Origin of the sequence: Janthinobacterium sp. SUN026, assembly GCF_030397625.1 — a bacterium.
Lineage (GTDB): Bacteria > Pseudomonadota > Gammaproteobacteria > Burkholderiales > Burkholderiaceae_D > Janthinobacterium > Janthinobacterium kumbetense.
The window spans coordinates 381,746-405,084 of record NZ_JAPQNU010000005.1 but is presented as its reverse complement, the minus strand read 5'-3'; the positions used below and the strand labels follow the sequence as shown (position 1 = coordinate 405,084).

Here is a 23,339-nt window from a genome sequence, read left to right as displayed (position 1 = left end):
ACAGCGTGGATACCTCCATCAAACATGGCTTGCTGACACTCATCGAGCGGGCCGCCCGCCTGACGGGACAGCACGTACCCGCCGCCCGCCTGGCCGACCTGCAGCGCCAGCTCGATGACGTCGACGACAACGGCGCCCCCGGCGTGGTGTTGACCACCATCTGGCAGGCGGCCGGGCTGGAAGGCGCGGCGCGCGCGCTGCACGAGCCGACGCCGGGCGAGCTGCCGTTCGCCGTCTACAGCGCCAGCACGGGCTGGGGCTTGCTGCAGTCGCGCGGTGCCGACGGCGCCTGGCGCGGCGAAGGCATCGACGGGCGCGCCTTGCAACTGGCCTCGCTGGCCGGCCTGGCTTGCGTGGGGCTGCCGCGCCGCAGCGAAAAAAGCGGCGCCCGCCCCGGCGCCCTGGGCCTGGTGCGCAACGCCCTGTGGCTGAAGAAAAGCGTGTTTGTCGACGCCGTGCTGGCCACGGCGCTGGTGACCCTGCTCACCATGGCCACCTCTTTGTTTTCCATGCAGGTGTACGACCGCGTGATCCCGAACCAGAGCTTCAGCACCCTGTGGGTACTGGTGGTGGGCGTGGCCCTGTCGATCAGCCTGGAATTCATCCTCAAGCAGGTGCGCAGCCGCATCGTCGACCACTCGTGCAATGACGTCGACCATGAACTGTCCGAGTGGTTTTTCCAGCGCATGCTGGGCATCCGCATGGAGGCGCGCCCCGCGTCCGTCGGCACCCTGGCGGCGCAGGTGAAAGGCTTTGAGATGGTGCGCGGCGTGCTCACGTCGACATCGCTGTTCGTGCTGACGGACGTGCCCTTCGCCGTGATTTTTCTCGCCATGATCACCATCATCGGCGGCTGGCTGGTAGTGGTGCCGCTGGTGGCCCTGCCGCTGGCCCTCGCGTGCGGGCTGATGTTCCAGCGCGCCATCGAAAGCCATACGCGCAAGAACCTCAACGCCAGCAACCGCAAGGCCGGCTTGCTGGTGGAAGCCGTCGACGGGGTCGAAACGCTCAAGGGCAGCAGCGCCGAATGGATGATGCAGGCGCGCTGGGCCGAACTGGTGGCCGAGAGCAGCCACGCCGAGCAGAATATCCGCGACTATGCGGCCCTGTCGCAAAACATCACGGCCGCCTTCCAGCAGCTGACCAATGTGGCGCTGATCTCCATGGGCGCCTGGTTCGTGGCCGAAAACCAGATGACCATGGGCGCCCTGATGGCCTGCACCATCATCAGCAACCGCGCCCTGATGCCCATCGTGCAGCTGCCCGCCGTGATGGTGCAATGGGCGCATGCGCGCGCTTCGATCGACGGCCTGGAACAGGTCATCAGCCTGCCCAACGAAGCGGACAACGCGCAATTCGCGCTGACGCCGCGCAGCCTCGACACGGGCTTGCGCTTCGAACGCATCCGCTTTACGTATGGCGGCGCGCAAAAGGTGGCGCTGGAAGTGGAAAACCTCGCCATCCGCCCCGGCGAGCGCGTCGGCCTGGTGGGCGCCATCGGCTCGGGCAAGAGCACCCTGCTGAAACTGGCATCGGGCCTGTACCTGCCGGCCGAGGGGAAAGCCTACCTGGGCGACGTCGACATGGCCCTGCTGGCGCCGGCCGTGGTGCGCGAAATGGTCGGCTACCTGCCGCAGGAAACGCGGCTGTTCAGCGGCACCCTGCGCGACAACCTGTTATTGGGACTTGCCGACCCGGGCGAGGAAGCCATCCTGGCCGCCGCCAAACGCACGGGTCTGATCGAGCTGATACTGGGCCAGCCACGGGGACTGGCGCTGGGCATCACCGAAGGCGGACGAGGCGTGTCGGGCGGCCAGCGCCAGTTGATCGCCGTCACGCGCCTGCTGCTGGCCAAGCCGCGCATCTGGCTGCTCGACGAGCCGACGGGTGCCATGGATGCGAAGACGGAAGCGCGCATCGTCGGGCTATTGGGTGAGCTGGCGGCCGAAGGCGTGACCATGGTCGCCACCACGCACAAGAACGCCCTCCTGCCCCTGCTCGACCGCCTGGTGGTGCTGCAGGCGGGACGGGTGCTGCTGGACGGCCCGCGCGATGCCGTACTGGCCAAGCTGTCGGGCAAACCGCAAGCCGTTCCCGCTTCCGCTCCCGCGCCGGTGGTCCAGGCTGCGGCAGCGCAAGGAGCCGTCGCATGAAACTGGCCAAGGTCGAAACGAGGGAAGAAGCGAAACGGGGCCGGGTGCTGATCTGGAGCTGCACGGCGGCGCTGGCGGGCGTCATCGCCTGGGCTTCGTGGGCGGAGCTGGACCAGGTGACGCGCGCCAACGGCCAGGTGATCGCCAGCTCGCGCAACCAGATCATCCAGGTGGCCGATGGCGGCGTGCTGGCCGAGTTGCGCGTGCATGAAGGCAGCATCGTGAAAAAGGGCGAATTGCTGGCCCGTTTCGACCGCACGCGGGCCGAAACGAGCTACCTGGAAAGCACGGCCAAGGCGGCGGGGCTGAAAGCGGCCGTGGCGCGCCTGCAGGCGGAAGTGTTTGGCGGCGCGCCGAAGTTCCCGCCCGAACTGCAGGCGTTTCCGGAATTTCGCGCCAACCAGCTGGCCCTGTTCAGCAAGCGCCAGGGCGCCGTGCAGGCGGAAGTGAGCTCCCTGGAAAGCGCCATGAAACTGATCAAGGAAGAGCTGGAAATGAATCTGCCGCTGCTGGAAACGGGTGACGTCAGCCGCGCCGAAGTGCTGAAGCTGCGGCGGCAAGTGGTCGACATCCAGGCGCAGATCACCAACCGCCGTAACAAATACCTGCAAGACAGCCAGACGGACCTGGTGAAAGCCCAGGAAGACCTGGCCGGCGTGCTGCAGACGGTGACCCAGCGCAAGGAGCAGCTGGGTTCGACGGACATTTACGCGCCCACCGACGGCATCGTGCGCAACGTGCGCCTCACCACCCTGGGCGGCGTGGCCAAGCCGGGCGAGGAAATCCTGCAAATCGTGCCCACGGACGATGACCTGATCATCGAAGCGAAAGTGAAACCGGCCGACATCGCCTTCATCAAGCCCGGCCTGCCCACGGCCGTGAAACTGGACGCCTATGACTACGGCATCTACGGCCGCCTGCGCGGCACCGTCAGCTACATCAGCGCGGACACCTTAAGCGAAGACAACAAGGGCAACGAGCAGCCGTACTACCGCGTGCAGATCAAGACCAGCGGGCGCAACCTGATGGGCAAGAATGGCGAGCCTATCCTGATCCAGCCCGGCATGACGGCCACCGTGGAAATCAACACGGGCCGCAAGACGGTGTTGCGCTACCTGACGAAACCGATCACCAAGACGTTCTCGGAGTCGATGGGAGAGCGGTGACGCAGCGGGCTGCGTCACCGGCAGGCTTCAAACGGCCGGCTTCAATTGACCGATGACGCTGGCCACCTTGGCCGTGATCATGTCGACCGCGGGGCCATTGGCGCCGTGCGGCAAAATGACGTCGGCATTGCGCTTGGTCGGTTCGATGAATTGCTTGTGCATCGGGCGCACGGTTTCCAGGTATTGCTCGATGACGCTTTCCACCGAACGGCCACGTTCCGTGATATCGCGTTGCATGCGGCGGATGAAGCGCACGTCGGAGGCCGTGTCGACAAAGATCTTCAGCGACATCATGTCGCGCAAGTCTTCGTCATACAGGGCAAACAGGCCCTCGATGACGATCACCGGCGCCGGCTTGACCAAGATGGTCCTGTCGGAGCGGTTGTGCAGCGTGAAGTCGTACTCGGGCATCTCGATCGATTCGCCATTGCGCAAGGCCTGGATGTGCTGCACCAGCAATGGCCACTCGAACGCCTGCGGATGGTCGTAATTCTGCTGCCGGCGCACTTCAGGGGAGAGATGGGTTTGGTCGCAGTAGTAGTCGTCCTGCATCACGACCGAGACCATGTCGGCGCCGAACGACGCCAGCACTTGCTGGGATACGGTGGACTTGCCACTGCCGCTTCCGCCAGCGACACCAATAACAAACGGTTGGAAGGAAATAGTATTCATGCCGAATGATACCGGAAACATGAGCGGTCCGACAGGGAGAGGCTGCAACGCCGGGCCTGTCACGCGCCATGCATCAGTCGCGCATACAGCTCGGCCACCCGCTCTGCCGTGATGCCGTCGCGCTGTTCCACCGCCAGCGGGTGATCCGTCGGTTCCAGCTCGATGGCCGGACGTATGCCATCGTCGCGCAGGTGCACGCGGGTTTTCAGGTTCAGGGTGTCCGGATACACGGGCAGTTGCGTGCTGAGCCAGCCGAAGAAGGGGCCGATGTGCGCCCGTTTGGCATCGTTGAAGCAGGCGTCCCAGGCATCGAAGCTGTCGCCGCTCAGCGACACCCACACGCCCCAGCTGAACGGCTCGTCCGCGCCGTGCACGGGGATGTCGATGGTGGCGCGCACGAAACAGTGCGCTTCGTCGACGATGCAGGCGTCGCTGTCGAGCTGGCAGCGTGCTGCGCGTTCGGCGGGCGCCATCTGCTCGTACAGCCACGGCGTATCGGCACCGAAGCTGGGCATGCCCGTGTGGGTCTCGCCGCAGGAGCGGCACTGGAAGGAGAAAGTCATATGGGAAGGCTGCTTATTCGAATTGTTTGCGGTATTGCATGCAAAAAGTTACGTGGGGAAACCGTGCGCTTGGCATTCGGGCAAGATGATATTCTAAACAAGCTCAAGATGCACAGACGGGACGCATCGCGCCACGGGCATTGCATGCCTGACCTCTTTCAGTATCGATGGACTATTTACCTGGAATGAACAATGAACGACGAAAAATTTTGGCAGCTGATAGAGAAAATCGACCGTGAAGCCCTGCAAGACGGCGACGCCGATGCCGCGGTGGAACCATTGACGGAAGCCCTCGCCGAGTTGCCGGTCAAGGACATCAAGGGCTTCGAAGAGTGCCTGGCGCAGGTACTGTACCAACTCGATGGCAAGGTGTTTGCGGAGCAGGCCGGGGACTCGGGGAAGTCGGATGACAGTTTCCTGTATGCGCGTTGTTTCGTCGTCGGCTCGGGCAAGACCATGTATGACAGCGTTCTGGCCGACCCCACACTGATGCCCGATCAAACGGACGAGTGGCTGGAGGAACTGTTGAGCGTCGCTCCCGAGGCCTGGTCCGAGAAGACAGGGCGTGACACCGATGACTGGGATTTTACCGCCAGCGTCGCCTATGAAACCGGAAGCAATTCCGCCGCCTGGCCTGGCTAGGGCGGCAATGGACGCCATCGCCGCAAGCAGGGCGCATATCCAGCTGGCCGAAGGCGATGCCGGGCACTGGGAGATGCACATGGCGGCGGCTGAAGCCGTGTTGCGCAGCGCCTTGCAAGCGGCCCGGCAAGACACGGCCCTGATCACTTGCCTGGGCGCCGTGCTGTGCGACCAGGGCAAGTACAGGGACGCCGTCAACGTACTGGAAACAGCGCTCAAGCTGGGCTCGACGGACAGCCATACCCATTACAACCTGGGGGTGGCCCTGGCGGGACTGGCAAAACCGCGCAAGGCCATGGCGCAATTTGGCAAGGCGCAGGGTCTTGCCGCTTCCAGCCTGACCTGGACCGCCTATTTCGACCCCCAGGCCCAATAGGCGCGTACCCTGAAAACTATTCGAACTGCTTGCGGAACGCCTCGAACTGCGCCGCCAGGCCATCGAAGTCGCTGCGCAATTGCAGCACTTCCTGTTCCAGCTGGGCGACCCTGCTGCCCTGCTGCGGCGCGCTGACGGCGCCAGCAAAACCGGCCGCCGTCTCGATCTGCGCCAGCGCCTCTTCACCGCCCAGCAGATGGCCGTAGCGCGGTTCCTTGGCGCCGGGCGCGACGGCCAGCTTGGCCACCAGCGGCGGGTATTTATCGATCAAGAATTGCAGGCCGGCTTCCACTTCCGCCACGGACTTGAATTCATGTACCCTGCCGCTGCGGCTGCGGATCTCGCCCGCCGTCTGCAAGCCGCGCAGCATCAAGATCGTCAGGATGGCCAATTTATCCTGTTCCAGCGACCACTTGATGCGCATGCGGTGTTCGTACTTGGCGACACGCGCTCCGGCCTGCGTGATGCCGTTGACGAATTTGCGCTGCATCAAACGCTGCAGCACGTCGTACACGGTTTCTTCGGACAGGGCCATGACGGGGTCGCGGCTGGACAGCTGGTTGCAGCCGTTCGTCAGCGCGTTCAGCGACAGCGGATAGCTGTCCGGCGTCAGCGCTTCCTTTTCGGCCAGCACGGCCAGCACGCGGATCTCGAAGGGGTCGAGCAGATTCGGATTGTCGCTGCTTTTCTCTGCTGCGTTTGCGTCTGTAGTCATGCCTGTATCCTTAATCAACCAGCTTGTTCATTTGCTCGGAATCAAATTTATCACACTCGGGCACGCCCTGGCAGCAGATGCCCGCCGCCTTCAGGGTGGCGAGGATGGTCTCGATGCGCTGTTCCTGCGCCACGGCGTGCGTGATCAAGCCTTGCAGGGCTTTCGACAGGGGATCGTCGCCGTTGGGCGTGACGCCATACGCGGCGAACAAATGGGCCGTGCTGCCCTCGCGCAGGGCGCTGACATCCTTTTGCACGATGTGCGCGGGGTTGCCGACGGCCGTGGCGCCGGACGGCACGGGTTTCAGCAGCACGGCGTTCGAACCCACCTTGGCGTACTCGCCCACCGTGAAGCTGCCCAGCACCTGCGCGCCGGCGCCGACGATGACGCCCCGTTCCAGGGTCGGATGGCGTTTGCTGCCGCTGTGCAGCGAGGTGCCGCCCAAAGTGACTCCCTGGTAGATGGTGCAATCGTCGCCGACGACGGCCGTCTCGCCGATCACCACGCCGAAACCATGGTCGATGAAGACGCGCCGGCCGATGACGGCGCCCGGATGGATCTCGATGCCCGTGATGATGCGGCCGATATACGAAATGAAGCGCCCTACCCACTTCATGTGCCGCGTCCAGCACCAGTGCGCCCAGCCGTGCATGACGATGGCGTGCAAGCCCGGATAACAGGTCAGCACCTCCCAGCCATTGCGGGCGGCGGGGTCACGTTCAATGATGCTGTTGATATCTTCGCGCAGGTGGTGGAACATAATGACAATGAATAAGGTGGAACGCAAATGGTAGCGTATTCGGCGGCGTGCTGCCGGGGAGGCAGATAAACAACCGCCGCCTCAAGGGCGGCGGCATATAAAGAAGCGCTACAAAACGTTCAGGGCAAGGCGCATTGCCGAAGACAGTACGCAAGTACGGCGAGGCAATGCAACGCCGCCCTGGACGTTTTTTAGCCTTCTTTCGCAATCCGCTGGCGGCGGGCTTCATACAGACAGACGCCGGAAGCGACCGACACGTTCAAGCTCTCGACGGAGCCGAACATCGGAATGCTGACGAGGATATCGCAGGTGTCGCGCGTCAAACGGCGCATGCCTTCGCCTTCGGAACCCATGACGAGGGCCGTCGGGCCCGTGAAATCGGCTTCGTACAAGCCTTTTTCGCCGTCGTCCGAGGTACCGATCAGCCAGATGCCGCGTTCCTTGAGTTCACGCATGGTGCGCGCCAGATTCGTCACGGTGATGTACGGAACGGTTTCGGCGGCGCCGCTGGCGACCTTGGCGGCCGTGGCGTTGAGGCCCACGGCGCGGTCCTTCGGCACGATGACGGCATGTGCGCCGACACCGTCGGCCACGCGCAGGCAGGCGCCCAGGTTGTGCGGGTCGGTGATGCCGTCGAGAATCAACAGCAGCGGCGGGCCGTCGATGGCGTCCAGCAACTCATCAAGATTGCGCGCCAGCGACAGTTGCGAGGCAAACGCGATCACGCCCTGGTGGCGGCGCGTGCCGACGATCTTGTCCAGACGCGACGAGTCGACAGGCATGACGCGCACGTTGGCAGCCTTGGCTGCGGCGATCATGTCCTTCATGCGGCCGTCGACGCGGCTGGCATCGACAAAAATTTCTTCCACGGACGACGCTTCATGACGCAGACGCGAGGTGACGGCGTGGAAGCCGAAAATCATTTTATTCTTCATTATTTATCGTTTCTTCTTGCTTGTTTTTGATACAGATACAGTTTTTGCTGCTCGTGGTGCCGCCGCAGCGGGTGCCGCGGCTGGTTTCTTGCTGCGTTTCGGCGCGGCGGCCTTGGGCGCCGCCGCCTTCGGGGCTTCCTTCAGCGCGGCCTTGGCTGCAGGCTTGGCTTGCGCCTTGGCGCCGTTGGCACGGCCGCCGGAACCATTGCCGGGTTTGCCACCGTTGTTGACGCTGGTTTTGATCTCATGGCGCTGCTCGGTCGCTGGACCGGGCTTGACCATCGATTTCTTTTCGCCCTTGCGCTTGCCGCTGCCGTTCGGCTTGGCTGGCGCTTCTTCGCCCGCCAGTTCCGCATCGGTGACCAGGCGCAGGTCGATCTTGCGCGTTTCCAGGTCGACACGCGCCACTTGCACCGTCAAACGGTCGGTCAATTGATAACGCTTGCCCGTGCGCTCGCCGCGCAATTCATGGCGCGCATCGTCGTACTGGAAGTAATCGGTGCCCAGCTCGGTGACATGCACCAGGCCTTCGACAAACAGGGTATCGAGCTGCACGAACACGCCGAACGTCGTCACGCCCGTGATGGTGCCGGTGAACTCCTCGCCCAGCTTGTCCTGCATGAAGTAGCACTTCAGCCAGGCTTCCACGTCGCGCGACGCTTCGTCGGCGCGGCGCTCGTTGGCCGAGCAATGCACGCCCAGCGCGTCCCAGATGGTCAAATCCGTCTTCTTCGGCTTGCCGTCGGCCTTGTCCTTCGCCTGCTGCTTGCGCGTGGCGTTCGACACGTTCGTGTTCAGCACGGTCTTTTCGGACAGCTTCGGCTCGTATTTCTTGCCTTGCAGAATGGCCTTGATGGCGCGGTGCGTCAGCAGGTCGGGATAGCGGCGGATCGGGCTGGTGAAGTGGGCATACGCCTCGTAGGCCAGACCGAAGTGGCCGATATTGTCCGGGCTGTAGACGGCTTGCTGCATCGAGCGCAGCAGCATCGTTTGCAGCAGGGCCGCGTCGGGACGCGCCTTGATCTGCTGCATCAGGGTCTGGTAATCGGAGGCCGATGGCGTGTCGCCGCCTGTCAGGTTCAGGCCCACCTGCTTGAGGAAGGTGCGCACTTGCGTGAGCTTTTCCTTGGTCGGGCTGGCATGGATGCGGTAGGTGCCTGGATGCTTGTTGCGCAGCAACAAATCGGCCGCGCAGACGTTGGCCGCCAGCATGCACTCTTCAATGATCTTGTGCGCTTCGTTGCGCGTGCGGGGGATGATCTTTTCGATCTTGCCCGCGCTATTGCAGACGATATACGTTTCCGTCGTCTCGAAATCGATGGCGCCCCGCTCCGTGCGTGCTTTCAGCAAGGCGCGGTAGACGGCTTCCAGGTTTTGCAGGTGCGGCAGGATGTCCGCGCGGCGTGCCGCTTCGGGTCCCTTGGTATTGCCTAGCACGGCAGCGACTTCGTCGTAGGTCAGGCGCGCGGCCGAATGGATGACGGCCGGATAGAACTGGTACGCCTTCAGCTCGCCCTTGTCGCTGACGACGGCGTCGCACACGAGGGTCAGGCGGTCGACGGCCGGGTTCAGCGAGCACAGGCCATTCGACAGCTTTTCCGGCAGCATCGGGATGACGCGGCGCGGGAAGTAGACGGACGTGCTGCGCTCGAGCGCATCGATATCGAGCGCGTCGTTCGGTTTCACGTAATGGCTGACGTCGGCAATCGCCACGATCAGGCGGAAGCAGTTGGCGCGGCCGATCTTGACGGGTTCGCAATACACGGCATCGTCGAAATCGCGCGCGTCTTCGCCATCGATGGTTACCAAAGGCACGTCGCGCAGGTCGACACGGTCTTTCAGGTCGGCGGCGCGCACTTCGAAGGGCAGCTTTTCAGCTTGCTTCAAGGCGGCGGCGGAAAAGACGTGCGGCACGTTGAATTTACGTACGGCAATTTCAATTTCCATGCCGGGGTCATCGAGCGCACCGAGCACTTCGACGATCTTGCCGACCGGCTGCTTGAAGCGCATCGGTTGCTCCGTCAGCTCGACGCTGACGATCTGGCCCGCTTTCGCCTTGCCCACCGAACCGGTGACCAAAATGTCCTGGCCGATGCGCTGGTCTTCCGGCGCCACGACCCAGGTACCGTTTTCCTGGATCAGGCGGCCGATGACGTGGGTATTGGCGCGGTAGGTGACTTCGACGATCGTGCCTTCCGGACGGCCGCGGCGGTCCGTGCCGACGATGCGGGCCATGACCTTGTCGCCATGCAGTACTTTCTGCATTTCCTTCTCAGGCAGGAACAGGTCGGCGCTGGCGTCGTCGGGAATGACAAAGCCGAAGCCATCGCGGTGGCTGGTGACGCGACCGGCGACAAGCGCGCTCTGGTCGGCCAGGCTGAAAACACCGCTGGCGTCAGACTTGAGCTGGCCGTCGCGCTCCATCGCCTTCAGGCGACGGACCAGGACATCCATGGAATCGGCATGCACTTGCAGCGTTTTCCCGAGAGACTGCGGGTCGAGAGGCGCGCTGACGCTGCGGAATATGCCGAGAATGTCCTCCCGGCTGGGGATGGTGTGGGTATTTTGGCTCAAAAGTATTTCTATAGTTGTTATTGACAGTGATCAAACGGAAGACAAAGACCGATGACATCACCGTCAATATTGACACGGTGATGTCCGGTAGTGTACCGGAGGACGCCTTGGTTTGCCTAACGGACAGCGTAGCGGAAACCGAACAAGTGCCCCGCCGATGAAAAAAAGGAGAAAAGCTGCGCAATGCATTTGACTTCGGCAAATATTGCTCTATAATCTCGGTCTCTTGCAGCGACAAACCTTCACGGGGATGCAGTTGCAGGAAAGCGGTACAGGGTTGATGTGCAGTATGGAGCGAAAGCTCATCTGGCGCAAAACTCTTCAAGTCGCTATAATAGCAGAATTGTTGTGAAGTTATTTTTCAACAAGTACTCGAGCAGTAAAATGTAGTAAGTCACAGCAGCATCAGTGCCCACGTGGCGGAATTGGTAGACGCGCATGGTTCAGGTCCATGTGCCTTCGGGTGTAGGGGTTCGAGTCCCTTCGTGGGCACCATTACCTAATTCGCAAAAAAGCCGCAAACTTTCACGAGTTTGCGGCTTTTTTCATTTCCGAAACGAAAATCCATTCCCCCTCCCCGCAATCGCCACGCACCTGCCAGGCGATGACATTCACTCCCCGCACCCCAGCGAACGCCATCCGTCATCAAAAACGCTGAAAAAAGAGGCAGATTCAGCCTTTTCTCATAGGGAAAAGCCCTTTTCATGCGAAAAAACATGTTTCTTGCAGAAAAGTGCAAAATGTTGATTGACCGAATGCGCGCCAGCCCTTATGATTTTGTCCTCGCTGCAGAACATGCAGCGACAAGCAGCAAGCAGTAACAATGCCCACGTGGCGGAATTGGTAGACGCGCATGGTTCAGGTCCATGTGCCTTCGGGTGTAGGGGTTCGAGTCCCTTCGTGGGCACCACCAGCAACAAGTTGTTCATTGTTGTGATCCGCAGTAAAGTAGTCGATAGCAGTAAAAGCAGCACAATGCCCACGTGGCGGAATTGGTAGACGCGCATGGTTCAGGTCCATGTGCCTTCGGGTGTAGGGGTTCGAGTCCCTTCGTGGGCACCACCAGCAACGAGTCGTTTTCGTTGTAGTCCGCAGTACAGTAGTGAGATATAGCAGTAGCAGCATCAGTGCCCACGTGGCGGAATTGGTAGACGCGCATGGTTCAGGTCCATGTGCCTTCGGGTGTAGGGGTTCGAGTCCCTTCGTGGGCACCATTACCTAATTCGCAAAAAAGCCGCAAACTTTCACGAGTTTGCGGCTTTTTTCATTCCAGAATGATTCCAGAATGCCGCATCCCTGCGGCACCCTCCCCTTATTTGGCCAGCGCCGCCTTCACGGCGTCATGCAGACTCGTCGTCGGACGGCCAATCAGCGCGCTCAATTGCTTGCCATGGTCTTCCAGGCCGCCCTTGGCCGCGCCCGCATCGGAATCGGCCAGCAAGTCGGCAAAGCCTTCCGGCACGCCCACGCCCACCAGCGCCGCCTTGAAGTCCGCCTGCGGCATATCCTTGTACGCGATCGCCTTGCCCGACTGGCGCGCCACTTCGGCCGCATATTCCGCCAGGGTAAAGCCCTGGTCGCCTGCCAGTTCATAGATGGCTTGCGGCTGGGTCGCCGTCAGCACGGCAGCGGCGGCCGCCGCGTAGTCGAGACGCGCGGCCGACGAGAAACGCCCGTTTTGCGCCGCGCCCAGCACGACGCCATGCTCGAGCACGGGCGCCAGGTGTTCCGTATGGTTTTCCAGGTACCAGCCGTTGCGAAGGAAAGTGTATGGCAGGCCGGATGCGCGGATGGCCGCTTCCGTGACGACGTGCTCGGAGGCCAGGCCCAGCGGCGACGTGTCGGCGCGCAAGACGCTGGTATAGGCCAGCAGGGCTACGCCGGCGCGCTTGGCCGCATCGATGACGTTCTGGTGCTGCTGCGCGCGCTGGCCCACTTCGCTCGACGAGATCAGCAGGATTTTCGTTGCACCCTTGAACGCCGCATCGAGGCTGGCGCCATCGTTGTAATCGGCCTGGCGCACTTGCACGCCCAGTGCGGCCAGGCTGGCGGCCTTGGCCGGGTTGCGCACGGCGGCGATGATGTTGGCTGCAGGGACGGATTTGAGCAGGCTGGCAATGACGTGCTGGCCCAGGTTGCCTGTGGCGCCGGTGATGACGATCATGATTTCTCCTTGGTACGTGGGTGGTAAAACCCTATAATAGGACTATTACTTACTTATTGTAAGTACGTACCTTTTGGTAAGTATAAATAAAATCTCATTAACGAGGCCAACTATCATGTCCACAGACACTCCCGGCGCCAGCCTGCGCGCCGCCCTCGCCCGCCAAAACCAGGGCGCGCACCTGCTGGCGGCCGCCTGCCCGTCGCGCGCCGTGCTCAGCCACCTGACCAGCCGCTGGGCCGTGCTGGTGCTGGTACTGCTGCTGAGCGGCACGCGGCGCTTCAGCGAACTGCGCCGCGAAGTGGGCGGCGTCAGCGAAAAAATGCTGGCGCAAACCCTGGAAGCGCTGGCGGGCGACGGCTTCGTGCTGCGCCAGGCGTACCTGGTGATCCCGCCCAAGGTGGAGTACAGCCTTACGCCGCTGGGACGCGAGGCGGCCGAACGCCTGGCCGTGCTGGTCGACTGGATCGAGGATAATTACCCGCGCATCGAACAGGCGCGCACCGACCTGGCCACGGCGCCTGCCGTGCAAAACGCCGCGTGAACGAGGGCCATCCGCATTGCTTTTAGTCATCAAGAATTATCGTTTACTCCTACTTGCCTTGATGTAATACTAGGCCCATGAAACGCGTAAGGGCGCGACACCATGAACCAGTTGATTTCTTCCATCACTGACCGGGCCAATGTGCTGCTGGTCAGCAATTCGCCGAACGATGTGCGCGAACTGCTGTATGTGCTGGACCGGCATAACCTGGGCACGGGACTGGCGGGCGATATCGACGAGGGCGTGGAACTGGCGGCCGGCGGCACGGACCTGATCCTGCTCGACGCGGCCCTGGCGGGCACGAATATCGGCGCCACCTGCATGCGCTTGCGCAATGCGGGCGGACGCCACGGCGTACCCCTGCTGCTGATGTCGGCCACCCCCAGCGCCGAAGAGCAAGGCCGCAGCGTGGGCGCCGGCGCTTCCGACTACATCAAGATGCCCTTCAATGCGCGCGACGTGGCGGAAAAAATCCTCATGGAACTGGCGCTGCACAAGGCCGAGGCGCCCGCGCCGCGCGCTGCCACGCCGCCGCGCCCCCTGCATCCGCAAACGCTGGAAGTCAATTACCACTCCATCCTGGCCGGTTCGCCCGACGCCGTGCTGCTGTTCGATATCGACAACCGCCTGCTGATCGACGCTAACCACCTGGCCGAAGAATTGTTCGGCATGCCGCTGGCCGAGCTGTTGCAAGGCGGCATGGAGCCGCTGTTCCCCAGGCATCAGGGCGATGGCCGCGCCTCGCCGCAACTGCTGGAAGAAAAGATCCGCGATACCTTGCAAGGCAAGATCGTCGTCTTCCGCGCCAGCTGCTGCCACCGCGACAGCCACCCGATCGCCTGCGAAATCCGCCTGATGCGCCTGTCCGTGCCCGGCCGCCAGCTGGTGCATGCGCGCATCATCGACTTGACCGAACGCAACCTCGCCGAAGCGATGCGCTCGGGCCAGAGCGCCCTGCTGGAAATGGTCGCCAAGGGCGCGCCGCTGATCCCCACCCTGAACCACTTGCTGCTGCTGATCGAAGGCCAGTCGCGCGGCGTGCTCTGCTCCATCATGCTGCTCGACGACGACGGCATTCACATGCATAGCGCGGCCGGCCCCAGCCTGCCGGCCGAGTACATGGACCTGCTCGAAGGCGTGGCCATCGGCCCCGGCGTGGGTTCCTGCGGCACGGCCATGTTCCTGCGCGAACCGGTGGTCGTCACCGACATCATGCGCGATCCGCTGTGGGCGCCCTACCGCGAGCTGGCGGCGCCATTCGGCTTGCGCGCCTGCTGGTCGCGCCCCATCTTCGGCCAGGATGGCACCGTGCTCGGTTCCTTCGCCATGTACTACCGCGAAGTGCGCCAGCCCGACGCGCGCGACCTGGAGCTGATCGACACGGCCACCGACCTGGCCGGCATCGCGATTGGCCGCATGCGCCACGAACGCGAGCTGCAGCGCCACCGCGCCCACCTGGAAGAGCTGGTGGCCGAACGCACGGCCGCCTTGACGCAGGCCAAGGAACACTCGGAGCAGATGAACCTCGAATTGGCCGCCGCGCTGGAAAACCTGTCCATCACGCAAGAAGAACTGGTGCGCCGCGACAAGCTGGCCGCGCTGGGTGCGCTGGTGGCCGGCATCGCACACGAACTCAATACGCCGATCGGCAACGGCCTGGTGGTGGCCACCACCATGGCCGAGCGCACGCGCGAAATCCAGGCCAGCTTCCTCGACGGCTTGCGCCGCTCCGAACTGGGCGCCTACCTGACCCAGGCCAGCGAGGCGGACGCCATCATGCTGCGCAACCTGCAGCGCGCCGCCGACCTCGTGTCGAGCTTCAAGCAGATCGCCGTCGACCGCGCCAGCTCGCAGCGCCGCCACTTCCTGCTGCGCCAGTTCATCGCCGAACTGATGCTGCCCATGTCGACGCCGCTCAAGGCCGCCGGCCTGAGCCTGACGCAGGACGTGCCCGAAGGCCTGGCCATGGACAGCTATCCGGGTCCGCTGGGCCAGGTCCTGAGCAACCTGCTGGAAAACTGCCTTCGCCACGCCTTCGAGGGCCGCAGCGGCGGCACCATCGCCATCACCGCGCGCGGCAGCGACGACGGGCAGACGATCACCCTGTCCATCGCCGACACGGGCGTGGGCATCGCCGCCGATGACCTCGTGCATGTCTACGACCCCTTCTTCACGACCAAGCTCGGTTCCGGCGGGTCGGGCCTGGGCCTGCATGTGGCGCACAACATCGTCACGGGCGTGCTGGGCGGCCATATCCATGTTGCCAGCAGCACCGGCGACGGCAGCGGCACCACCTTCACCCTGCAACTGCCCGCCGCCGCGCCGCAAGCGCCCGCCCCCTGACGGGCAGGCGCGCTACAATGCCAGCAAGCATTTCTTTCGGAGCACCCATGAAATACCTTATCGCCACTGCCCTGCTGGCAGTTTGCGCTGGCGCAATGGCCGGACCTGCCCCTTGGTACAAATGGCGCAGCAAGATCGACGGCACCCTGTCGTGCGCCCAATCGACCCTGGGATTTGGCTGGGAACTGGCCTCGGGACCGTACAAAGATAGCCGTTGCGAAAAACCGGCGCTTGTTAAATAATGGGGCCATGACCACACGGGGCACCGGCTTGAGAGCAAGCGATGGCAATGCGGCGTCGAAAGAGTATGGAACGATAAGAACGTATCTATTCAAACCGAGGAGACCACATGTTTACGAATCCCGAACAATTCGCAACGGCCACCAAGGCCCTGTTTGAATTCCAGCTGATGACCTTCAACACCCTCACCTCCAAGGCCGTGCAAGGCGTGGAACAGGTATTGGCGCTGAACATGGCCACCGCCAAGTCCGGCATCGAGGATGGCCTAGCCGCCAGCAAGGAAATCAGCCAGGCCAAGGATCCGAAGGCCGCCATGGCCGCCGCCGCTGCCCAGCTGCAACCGGGCGTGGCCGGCGCGAAAGCGTATAAACAGCAACTCGACGACATCATCAAGGAAATCCACACGGAATTCACGACGGCCGCCGAAGCCCATGTGGCCGAAGCGAAAAGCAATTTGAGCGCCCTGATCTACGACGTGACGAAAAACGTGCCGCCAGGCTCGGAAAACGCCGTCGCCATCGTCAAGGCCGCCATCGACAACGCCTTCCTCGGCTACGAACAAGTGACCAAGGCCACGAAACAGGCAGTGAAAACAGTGGAAGAGCAGATCGCCAAGGCCAGCGCGCAAGTGGCGCAAGCCACGGAAAAGGCGACGGGCGGCGCCACCGCCGCGGCTGAAAAAGCGGCGCCTGCCGCCAAGCCGAAGGCTGCCAAGAAGTAATTTGACAAGAAGTCCGTTTGCAGCTATCGGGGCCTGATTCCTCAGGTCCCGATAGGTATGATCCGGTACACGCAGCGCCGCCCCCCCTCCAGCAGATATTCGCTGCGTTCCACCGTGCAATCGTCCCCCAATACCCGCTGAAAGATGGCCAGCTCGGCCCGGCAGAAATTCTGGCACGCCTTGGCGGCCGCACAGATCGGGCAATGGTTTTCCACCAGCAAGACACTGCCATCGTCCTGCGGTTCCGCATGGGCCATGTAACCTTCGCCATCGCGCGCCCGCGCCAGGCTGTCCACCCGTTGCGCCAGATCAAGCCCAGGGTCGACCAGCTTGCCGTAGGCGGCTTCGCTGCTGCGCTCGCGCGCGCCGATCAGTCTATCCAGCCCCTCGTCGCCGAACAGGGTTTTCACTTGCGCGATCAATTCCAGGGTCAGGTCGGCATGGCGGTCGGGAAAGCGCGCGTGGCCCGCTGGCGTCAGCTGCCAGCGCCGCGACGGGCGTCCCACCTTGTCGGCCACGTCCCCGCAAGCCACCAGGCCCTTGTCCTGCGCCGCTTCCAGCTGGCGCCGCGCGCCCATGGAGGTGATATCGAGCAAGGCCGCCAGCTGCTGCGCCGTCTGCGGCCCGCGCATCTTCAGCAAGAACAGCGTCTGCTCGGACGTATTCATGCCACGGCCTCGGCATCGACGGCGCCGGCCAGCTGGCGGCGCCAGGCGGCCATGCGCCACGCGGCCCAGGCGGCAGAACAGGCGCCCGCGACGAGGATCAGCCGCGTATCGATCAGGGTCAGCACGGAGCCGCTGAGGGCGACGACGATGTTGGCGATGCAAAAGGTGGTAGCCAGCAAGCCCATCACGGCGCCCTGCCCGTGCGCGCTGAAGCGCTCGGCGCACCAGCCCTGGATCACCGTGTTGTACAGCGCATTCGGAATGCCGAACAGCACGATGGCGGCGATGCCCACCCAGATATTGCCAAGCGCCAAGATACCCACGGCCAGCGCCACGCCGCACGCATACCAGCTGGCGCGCAGCAAGGGCGCATGGCGGCTGGGACCGCCCGCCAGCAGCGAAGTGATGGTCATCGTGCCGCACAGGCCCACATTCACCCAGGCAATCTCTTGCGCATGGTAATTGGCCGTCTCGACCAGCCACAGCGGATAGAACTCGTAAAAGCTGGCCACGCCGCACGTCAGCGCCAGCTGCACGATGAACAGGGTGCGCAGCTCGTCATGGCGCAGCAAATTGAGCGAATGGCGGTCGCGCGCCACTTGCCACCACGACGTCGTCAGCAGGGACGGCGTTTCGCACGGCAAGCCCGCGGCCACCAGCACGGCGACCAGCATCAGGGCGGCGGCGGCGATCCAGAACGGCACCGTCACGCCCCAATGCAGGGTGGCGCCCGCCAGGATCGGCCCCACCAGCCAGCCCAGGTAAAACGCGCCATTCAGCCAGGACATGGCGCGCAGGCGCAGCGGTCCCGTCAGCTGGTCGGCCAGCATGGCGCGCGCCACGGCGCCGTTCCCCTCCAGCAAACCGGTGATGAAACGGGCGACGATGAACAGGGGATAGGACTGGATCACCAGCGCCCAGGCCGTGAAGGCGTGGCCGATGGCGGCGCCCACGGCTGTGCGCATCAGCAAGGGACGGCGGCCATAGCGGTCCGACAGCGGCCCCAGCAAAGCCGAGCCGATCAGCAAGCCCAGCGGGTTGATGGTCAGCGCCAGGCCGAACAGCAGTTTCGATGGCAAGCCGAGGAAATTGTTGAAGGCATTCGGCGCCTCGGCCGCGAACAGGGGCGGCAGGATCGGGTACGGCAGGGAGGCGCCGATGGTCGACAGCAGCGCCAGCAAACAGGCGGCGGAAATCAGGATGATGTTTTTCATGCGGGCTCGATGGAAATGGTCTGGCCAGACTACGTGAGCACGCCGCATAAGTAAACTAAAATGTTTATTAATTATGCGCATCATTGTCGCCGTGGGGCCAGCCGTGCGCGCCAGCGCCTCGGCTATCATTACCGCATGACTCACGTTGAACAGGGCAAACATGACACTGGCAGAAATTGAACAGCAACACGGCTTCACTTATCCTGCGCTGTACCGGCAGCTGGACCGCGACGGCATGCTGGCCGTGGGCGAATACGGCCCCGACTGGTACAAGCTGGTCTACCCCACCTTGACCGAGCGGCCCACCCTGCTGCTGCATGCGGACGATTTCGAGTTGCTCAGCGTCAAAGCCGCAGCGGCAGCCATGGAAGAACTGGCCGATCCCGACGATTACCGGCAGATCGCTCCCGCCTTCCGCTTCATCCCGTTCGCGCAAACGGGCGCGGGCGACCACTACTGCTTCTTCGCGTCTGGCCAGCAAGACGGCGAGATGCCCGTCGTGCTGCTGTGGCATGACCAGGATGAAGCCCAATATCTGGCAAAGAATCTGCAGGATTTCCTGTTTCACATGTTGTTGAACAGCATGGCCGACCAGGACACGTACAACGACGTCAGCGACGGGGAATTCAAGGAACAACTGGCAAACACCCTGGGCACGCATGCGCGCTACCTGACGGCGCGTCAGGCCGAGGTGCTGCAAGCCTTGCTGGCCAGGGACATCATCGATTACGATGTGCTGTTGCCGAAGGGACGCAAGGAAGCGCACCGGGGCTTGCTGAGCGATATCGAACTGGCCGGCCTGCGCGACAAACTCATTCCCTACGAAAAGTTCGACAGCTGTTTTGCCTACAGCACGGCTGGCTGAACATAAAATCGCTGTGCAAGCGGCGGCTGAAGGTTTAAACTGTATATAAACACAGTAAAACCGATCACCTTGCCCTATTGCACCCATGTTGAGAGTCCTGGAAAATCCCCTGTACTATCTGGATAATTTCCAGGATGTGCTGAACTGGATCAGCGCGCGTTACGCCGATCTGCTGAGTGTTGAGGAAACGCAGTTCATCGCCGACTTCGGCGCACTGCCGCTGCCGTCGCGCGCCCTGTTCGTGCGCCTCGTCATGCGCAAGGGTTGCTTGTTTCGCGCAAGCAAGCTCAATTATCCGGAAATCGGCGACACGCGCGCGGCCGCCCTGCCCCTGCTGGCCACCGGCTGGGTGGCAGCCGATCCGGTCATTTCTCTAGACGAGCTGTTCGAACTGCTGCTGAAAGCGGAAATCGCCCAGGCCTTCGACCTCGCCGCGCCCCTGAAGGCGGCGCGCAAGGCGGAACAATTGGACACCTTGCGCGAACAGCATGTGAATGAGAAGCCGTTTTCCGCCTGGCATCCCGCCTGCGGCGACGTGCTGTACCGCCTCGGCCTGCAAGCCCTGTGCGACCGTTTGCGCCTGATTTACTTTGGCAACTATCACCAGGACTGGTCGGAATTCGTGCTGTCCGACCTGGGCGTGTACCAGTATGAAAAAGTGGAATTCTCGCCCGCTTCGCGCGGTTTTCGCACGCGCCAGGATATCGAGCACTATGAAGTGCTGCACCAGTGCCGCGAACGCTACAACGACAGCGCGCCCGCCGACGAAGTGCTGCAGGAACTGGCGGCGCTGCCCTTGTCGCAGGACAATTCCTGGCTGGCCAGCCGGCGCGACAAGCTGCGTTACCAGATCGCCCAGCACCTGGAAAAATGCCAGGACTGGCCGGCCGCCTACCGCGCCTACGCCGATTGCCGCTATCCGGGCGCGCGTGGCCGCGCCATCCGCGTGCTGGAAAAAGATGAGCAGCCGCAAGCGGCCTACGAGCGCCTGACGATCGCCCTGGCCGCGCCGGAAAGCGAAGCAGAACAGCAATTGCTGCTGCGCATGGCCCCCCGTTTGCGGCGCAAGCTGGGCCATGCGAAGCAGGCGGCCAGCGCGGCGGCAAGCGTGGAACGCATCGACCTGCTGCTGCCCTGCCCTGAACAAGCGTGCTACGTGGAAGGTGTGGTGCAGCAACACCTGATGCGGGATGACGCGCCCGTGTACTACGTGGAAAACACCCTGATCAACTCGCTGTTCGGCCTGCTGTGCTGGCCCGCCATCTTCAAGGCCATGCCGGGCGCCTTCTTCCACCCGTTTCACCGTGGCCCGGCCGACTTGCACAGCGCCGATTTTTACCAGCGCCGCAGCCTGGACTTCGCCGCTTGCCTGGCGCAACTGGACGACGGCAGCTACCACGCCGCCATCCGCGCCACGCTTGCCGCCAAGCACGGCATCGTCTCGCCCTTCGTCAGCTGGGACGTGCTGGACGACGGCTTGCTGGACCTGGCGCTGGCCTGCATCCCGGCCATCCACCTGAAGAAGGCATTCGAGCGCATCTTGCTCGACATCAAAAGCAACCGCAGCGGCTTTCCCGATTTAATCCAGTTCTGGCCGGCCGAACGGCGCTACCGCATGATCGAAGTCAAGGGTCCGGGCGACCGCCTGCAAGACAACCAGCTGCGCTGGATCGCGTATTGCGCCGAACACGCCATGCCCGTCAGCGTGTGCTACCTGCAGTGGGAGGCGGCCGCATGAGCGTCAGGAAGTACACGATCGCCGTGCGCGCCCTGTGCGAATTCACGGCCAAGGCAGGCGACCTGGACTTGCGCTTCACCCCCTCGCCCACGGCGCAGGAAGGCATGGCCGGGCACGCCACCGTCACTGGCCGGCGCGACGACGATTACCAGCGCGAAATCAGCCTGTCCGGCGACTTCGGCCCCCTGCACGTGCGGGGCCGCGCCGACGGCTACGACCCGGCGCGGCGCCAGCTGGAAGAAATCAAGACTTACCGGGGCGAGCTGGACACGATGCCCGCCAACCACCGCCAGTTGCACTGGGCGCAGGCACGCATCTACGGCCATTTGCTGTGCCAGCAGCTGAACCTGCCCATGCTGCGCGTGGCGCTCGTGTATTTCGATATCGCAAGCCAGAAGGAAACGGTCATGCACGAGGAATGCACGGCCGAGGCGTTGCGCCTTTTCTTCGAACAGCATTGCGCGCTCTTCCTCGACTGGGCCGAGCAGGAACTGGCGCACCGCGCCAGCCGCGATGCACAGCTGACCAGCATGGCGTTTCCCCATGCCGACTTCCGCCCGGGGCAGCGCCAGCTGGCCGAAGCCATGTACAAGGCCAGCAGCCGTGGCTGCGGCTTGCTGGCGCAGGCGCCGACGGGTATCGGCAAGACGGTGGGCAGCCTGTTTCCCATGTTGAAGGCGACGGCCGCGCATGGCCTGGATAAACTGTTTTTCCTCGCCGCCAAGGTGCCGGGACGCCAGATGGCGCTCGACGCCTGCGCCATCCTCAAGGATAGCGCGCCCCTGCTGCCGCTGCGCGTGCTGGAACTGAGCGCCAAGAGCAGCGCCTGCGAACATCCTGACAAAGCCTGTCATGGCCAGTCGTGTCCGCTGGCAAAGGGTTTTTACGACCGCTTGCCGCTGGCGCGCGAGGTGGCGCTGGCCAGCGGTTTGATCCTGGACAAGGAAGCCGTGCGCGCCATCGCCTTGCAGCAAGGTATTTGCCCGTATTACCTGGGCATGGAGCTGGCCCGCTGGAGCGACGTCGTCATCGGCGACTACAATTATTACTTCGACCTCAGCGCGATGCTGTACAGCATGACCCTGGCCCACGACTGGAAAGTCAACGTGCTGGTCGACGAAGCGCACAATATGGTGTCGCGCGCGCGCAGCATGTATTCGGCCGAACTGGCGCAGATCGACCTGAAAATGCTGCGCAAGTTCGCGCCGGAGGGCTTGAAAAAGCCGCTGGACCGCCTCTCGCGCCAGTGGACGGCCTTGTTGAAAGAGCAGGATGGCGATTACCACGTGCATGCAGCGTTGCCGGACAAATTCTTTGGCGCCCTGCAAGGCGTGGCCACGGCCATCGGCGACTACCTGGCCGAGCATGCCGCCGCGCTGGACGAGGACTTGCAGCGCTTTTACTTTGACGTGCTGCTGATCAACCGCCTGGCGGAAAGCTTTGGCGAGCATTCGCTGTTCGACGTCAGCAAGACGGATACCGGTTCCACCGTCTGCCTCCGCAACATCGTCCCCGCGCCTTTCCTCAAGGAACGCTTCGCGGCCAGCCACAGCACGGCCCTGTTTTCCGCCACCCTGAGTCCGTGGAATTACTACAGCGATACCCTGGGCATGCCGGCCGACACGGCCTGGGTCGACGTGGAATCGCCTTTCCAGGCGGAGCAATTGTCCGTGCGCGTGGCCGACAGCATTTCCACGCGCTACCAGCACCGCGCCGCCTCGCTGCTGCCCATCGCCCAGCTGATGGCGAAGCAATACGCAGAAACGCCGGGCAATTACCTGGCCTTCTTCAGCAGCTTCGACTACATGGAAAAGACGGCCCACTTGTTCGCCCAGCATTACCCGGACGTGCCACTCTGGCAACAGCCTCGCCGCATGGACGACGCTGCCCGCGCACAATTCCTGAGCCGTTTCGGCCTGGACACGCGCGGCATCGGCTTTGCCGTGCTCGGCGGCGCGTTCGGCGAAGGCATCGACTTGCCCGGCGCGCGCCTGATCGGCGCCTTCATCGCCACCCTGGGTTTGCCGCAGATCAATCCCGTCAACGAACAGATCCGACAGCGCATGGGCGACATCTTCGGCGCCGGCTACGACTACACGTATCTGTATCCGGGCATGCAAAAGGTGGTACAGGCGGCAGGCAGGGTCATCCGCACGCAATCGGACAAGGGCGTCGTCTACCTGATCGACGACCGCTTTTCCCGCCCGGAAATCCGCCAGCTGCTACCCACGTGGTGGGATGTGCAGCTAAGTAACCCCCAATAAATTATTATGATTTCTGACTTCC

General features: G+C 63.2%; 20 protein-coding genes and 4 tRNA genes. 15 read left to right on the top strand and 9 right to left on the bottom strand.

The genetic code is table 11. From position 1 onward, the window contains the following. Positions 1 to 5: 5 nt before the first annotated feature. A complete protein-coding gene (locus OX459_RS22790; protein ID WP_289906645.1) occupies positions 6 to 2,153 on the top strand; it encodes an ATP-binding cassette domain-containing protein in 2,148 nt (715 codons plus the stop codon). After that, on the top strand, positions 2,150 to 3,319 hold the full coding sequence (locus tag OX459_RS22785) for an HlyD family type I secretion periplasmic adaptor subunit (protein WP_099664688.1): 1,170 nt from the start codon (positions 2,150 to 2,152) through the stop codon (positions 3,317 to 3,319). Before OX459_RS22790 ends, OX459_RS22785 begins: the two co-directional genes overlap by 4 nt. Before the next feature lie 27 nt (positions 3,320 to 3,346). Here the strand turns inward: OX459_RS22785 and udk are convergent, their stop codons facing one another. Together udk and OX459_RS22775 are read right to left on the bottom strand one after the other, a co-directional pair. Further along, positions 3,347 to 3,991, bottom strand: a complete 645-nt coding sequence (udk, locus tag OX459_RS22780; RefSeq protein ID WP_289906644.1) for a uridine kinase — start codon at positions 3,989 to 3,991, stop codon at positions 3,347 to 3,349. A 59-nt stretch (positions 3,992 to 4,050) separates the two neighbouring features. Further along, entirely contained in the window at positions 4,051 to 4,554 is a 504-nt protein-coding gene (locus tag OX459_RS22775; protein WP_289906643.1) for a DUF2199 domain-containing protein, read from the bottom strand. A gap of 192 nt (positions 4,555 to 4,746) precedes the next feature. On the opposite strand from OX459_RS22775, the gene OX459_RS22770 reads away from it, so the two are divergent. After that, positions 4,747 to 5,196, top strand: coding sequence for a DUF4240 domain-containing protein (locus OX459_RS22770; protein WP_289906642.1), 450 nt, complete (start codon positions 4,747 to 4,749; stop codon positions 5,194 to 5,196). A gap of 7 nt (positions 5,197 to 5,203) precedes the next feature. Further along, on the top strand, positions 5,204 to 5,572 hold the full coding sequence (locus tag OX459_RS22765; RefSeq protein WP_289906641.1) for a tetratricopeptide repeat protein: 369 nt from the start codon (positions 5,204 to 5,206) through the stop codon (positions 5,570 to 5,572). Positions 5,573 to 5,588: 16 nt separating this feature from the next. Here OX459_RS22765 and OX459_RS22760 read toward each other — a convergent pair whose 3' ends face one another. From OX459_RS22760 to rnr, 4 genes are all read right to left on the bottom strand, one after another. After that, positions 5,589 to 6,287: a YceH family protein gene (locus tag OX459_RS22760; RefSeq protein ID WP_070260269.1), complete on the bottom strand. Its 699-nt coding sequence runs from the start codon at positions 6,285 to 6,287 to the stop codon at positions 5,589 to 5,591. A gap of 10 nt (positions 6,288 to 6,297) precedes the next feature. Next, entirely contained in the window at positions 6,298 to 7,047 is a 750-nt protein-coding gene (cysE, locus tag OX459_RS22755) for a serine O-acetyltransferase (protein WP_099664693.1), read from the bottom strand. A 191-nt stretch (positions 7,048 to 7,238) separates the two neighbouring features. Continuing rightward, positions 7,239 to 7,982 (bottom strand): 23S rRNA (guanosine(2251)-2'-O)-methyltransferase RlmB, encoded by a 744-nt coding sequence (gene rlmB / locus OX459_RS22750; RefSeq protein ID WP_034784003.1) that lies wholly within the window; start codon positions 7,980 to 7,982, stop codon positions 7,239 to 7,241. A 3-nt stretch (positions 7,983 to 7,985) separates the two neighbouring features. Beyond that, the gene (gene rnr, locus OX459_RS22745; protein ID WP_289906640.1) at positions 7,986 to 10,556 is read right to left on the bottom strand and encodes a ribonuclease R; all 2,571 of its coding nucleotides are present in this window, start codon (positions 10,554 to 10,556) and stop codon (positions 7,986 to 7,988) included. Between the two features lie 410 nt (positions 10,557 to 10,966). Here rnr and OX459_RS22740 point away from each other — a divergent pair. The 4 genes from OX459_RS22740 (at position 10,967) to OX459_RS22725 (ending at position 11,770) form a co-directional block, all read left to right on the top strand. Further along, positions 10,967 to 11,051 (top strand) — tRNA-Leu (locus OX459_RS22740). Positions 11,052 to 11,381: 330 nt separating this feature from the next. After that, a tRNA-Leu gene (locus OX459_RS22735) sits at positions 11,382 to 11,466 on the top strand. A 67-nt stretch (positions 11,467 to 11,533) separates the two neighbouring features. Further along, positions 11,534 to 11,618, top strand: a tRNA-Leu gene (locus tag OX459_RS22730). Between the two features lie 67 nt (positions 11,619 to 11,685). Then, positions 11,686 to 11,770, top strand: a tRNA-Leu gene (locus OX459_RS22725). A 98-nt stretch (positions 11,771 to 11,868) separates the two neighbouring features. Here OX459_RS22725 and OX459_RS22720 read toward each other — a convergent pair. Next, positions 11,869 to 12,720, bottom strand: coding sequence for an SDR family oxidoreductase (locus OX459_RS22720; RefSeq protein WP_289906639.1), 852 nt, complete (start codon positions 12,718 to 12,720; stop codon positions 11,869 to 11,871). Between the two features lie 115 nt (positions 12,721 to 12,835). Here OX459_RS22720 and OX459_RS22715 point away from each other — a divergent pair, with 115 nt between their 5' ends. The 4 genes from OX459_RS22715 (at position 12,836) to phaP (ending at position 16,568) form a co-directional block, all read left to right on the top strand. After that, positions 12,836 to 13,264, top strand: a complete 429-nt coding sequence (locus OX459_RS22715; protein WP_289906638.1) for a helix-turn-helix domain-containing protein — start codon at positions 12,836 to 12,838, stop codon at positions 13,262 to 13,264. Between the two features lie 102 nt (positions 13,265 to 13,366). Next, on the top strand, positions 13,367 to 15,607 hold the full coding sequence (locus tag OX459_RS22710; RefSeq protein WP_289906637.1) for an ATP-binding protein: 2,241 nt from the start codon (positions 13,367 to 13,369) through the stop codon (positions 15,605 to 15,607). A gap of 47 nt (positions 15,608 to 15,654) precedes the next feature. Continuing rightward, positions 15,655 to 15,849 carry a hypothetical protein gene (locus OX459_RS22705; RefSeq protein WP_099664698.1) on the top strand — a complete coding sequence of 65 codons (195 nt, stop codon included), beginning with the start codon at positions 15,655 to 15,657 and terminating at the stop codon, positions 15,847 to 15,849. Positions 15,850 to 15,956: 107 nt separating this feature from the next. Further along, a complete protein-coding gene (gene phaP / locus OX459_RS22700) occupies positions 15,957 to 16,568 on the top strand; it encodes a TIGR01841 family phasin (protein ID WP_077402186.1) in 612 nt (203 codons plus the stop codon). A gap of 41 nt (positions 16,569 to 16,609) precedes the next feature. Here the strand turns inward: phaP and OX459_RS22695 are convergent, their stop codons facing one another. Then, the gene (locus OX459_RS22695; protein WP_289906636.1) at positions 16,610 to 17,236 is read right to left on the bottom strand and encodes a metalloregulator ArsR/SmtB family transcription factor; all 627 of its coding nucleotides are present in this window, start codon (positions 17,234 to 17,236) and stop codon (positions 16,610 to 16,612) included. Beyond that, on the bottom strand, positions 17,233 to 18,450 hold the full coding sequence (locus OX459_RS22690) for an MFS transporter (RefSeq protein WP_289906635.1): 1,218 nt from the start codon (positions 18,448 to 18,450) through the stop codon (positions 17,233 to 17,235). Before OX459_RS22690 ends, OX459_RS22695 begins: the two co-directional genes overlap by 4 nt. Positions 18,451 to 18,610: 160 nt before the next feature. Here OX459_RS22690 and OX459_RS22685 point away from each other — a divergent pair, with 160 nt between their 5' ends. The 3 genes from OX459_RS22685 (at position 18,611) to OX459_RS22675 (ending at position 23,317) form a co-directional block, all read left to right on the top strand. Beyond that, complete coding sequence (locus OX459_RS22685) at positions 18,611 to 19,315, top strand: SMI1/KNR4 family protein (RefSeq protein ID WP_289906634.1); 705 nt, start codon at positions 18,611 to 18,613, stop codon at positions 19,313 to 19,315. A gap of 85 nt (positions 19,316 to 19,400) precedes the next feature. After that, positions 19,401 to 21,053: a VRR-NUC domain-containing protein gene (locus OX459_RS22680; RefSeq protein ID WP_289906633.1), complete on the top strand. Its 1,653-nt coding sequence runs from the start codon at positions 19,401 to 19,403 to the stop codon at positions 21,051 to 21,053. Then, on the top strand, positions 21,050 to 23,317 hold the full coding sequence (locus OX459_RS22675; RefSeq protein ID WP_289906632.1) for an ATP-dependent DNA helicase: 2,268 nt from the start codon (positions 21,050 to 21,052) through the stop codon (positions 23,315 to 23,317). Before OX459_RS22680 ends, OX459_RS22675 begins: the two co-directional genes overlap by 4 nt. Positions 23,318 to 23,339: the final 22 nt, after the last annotated feature.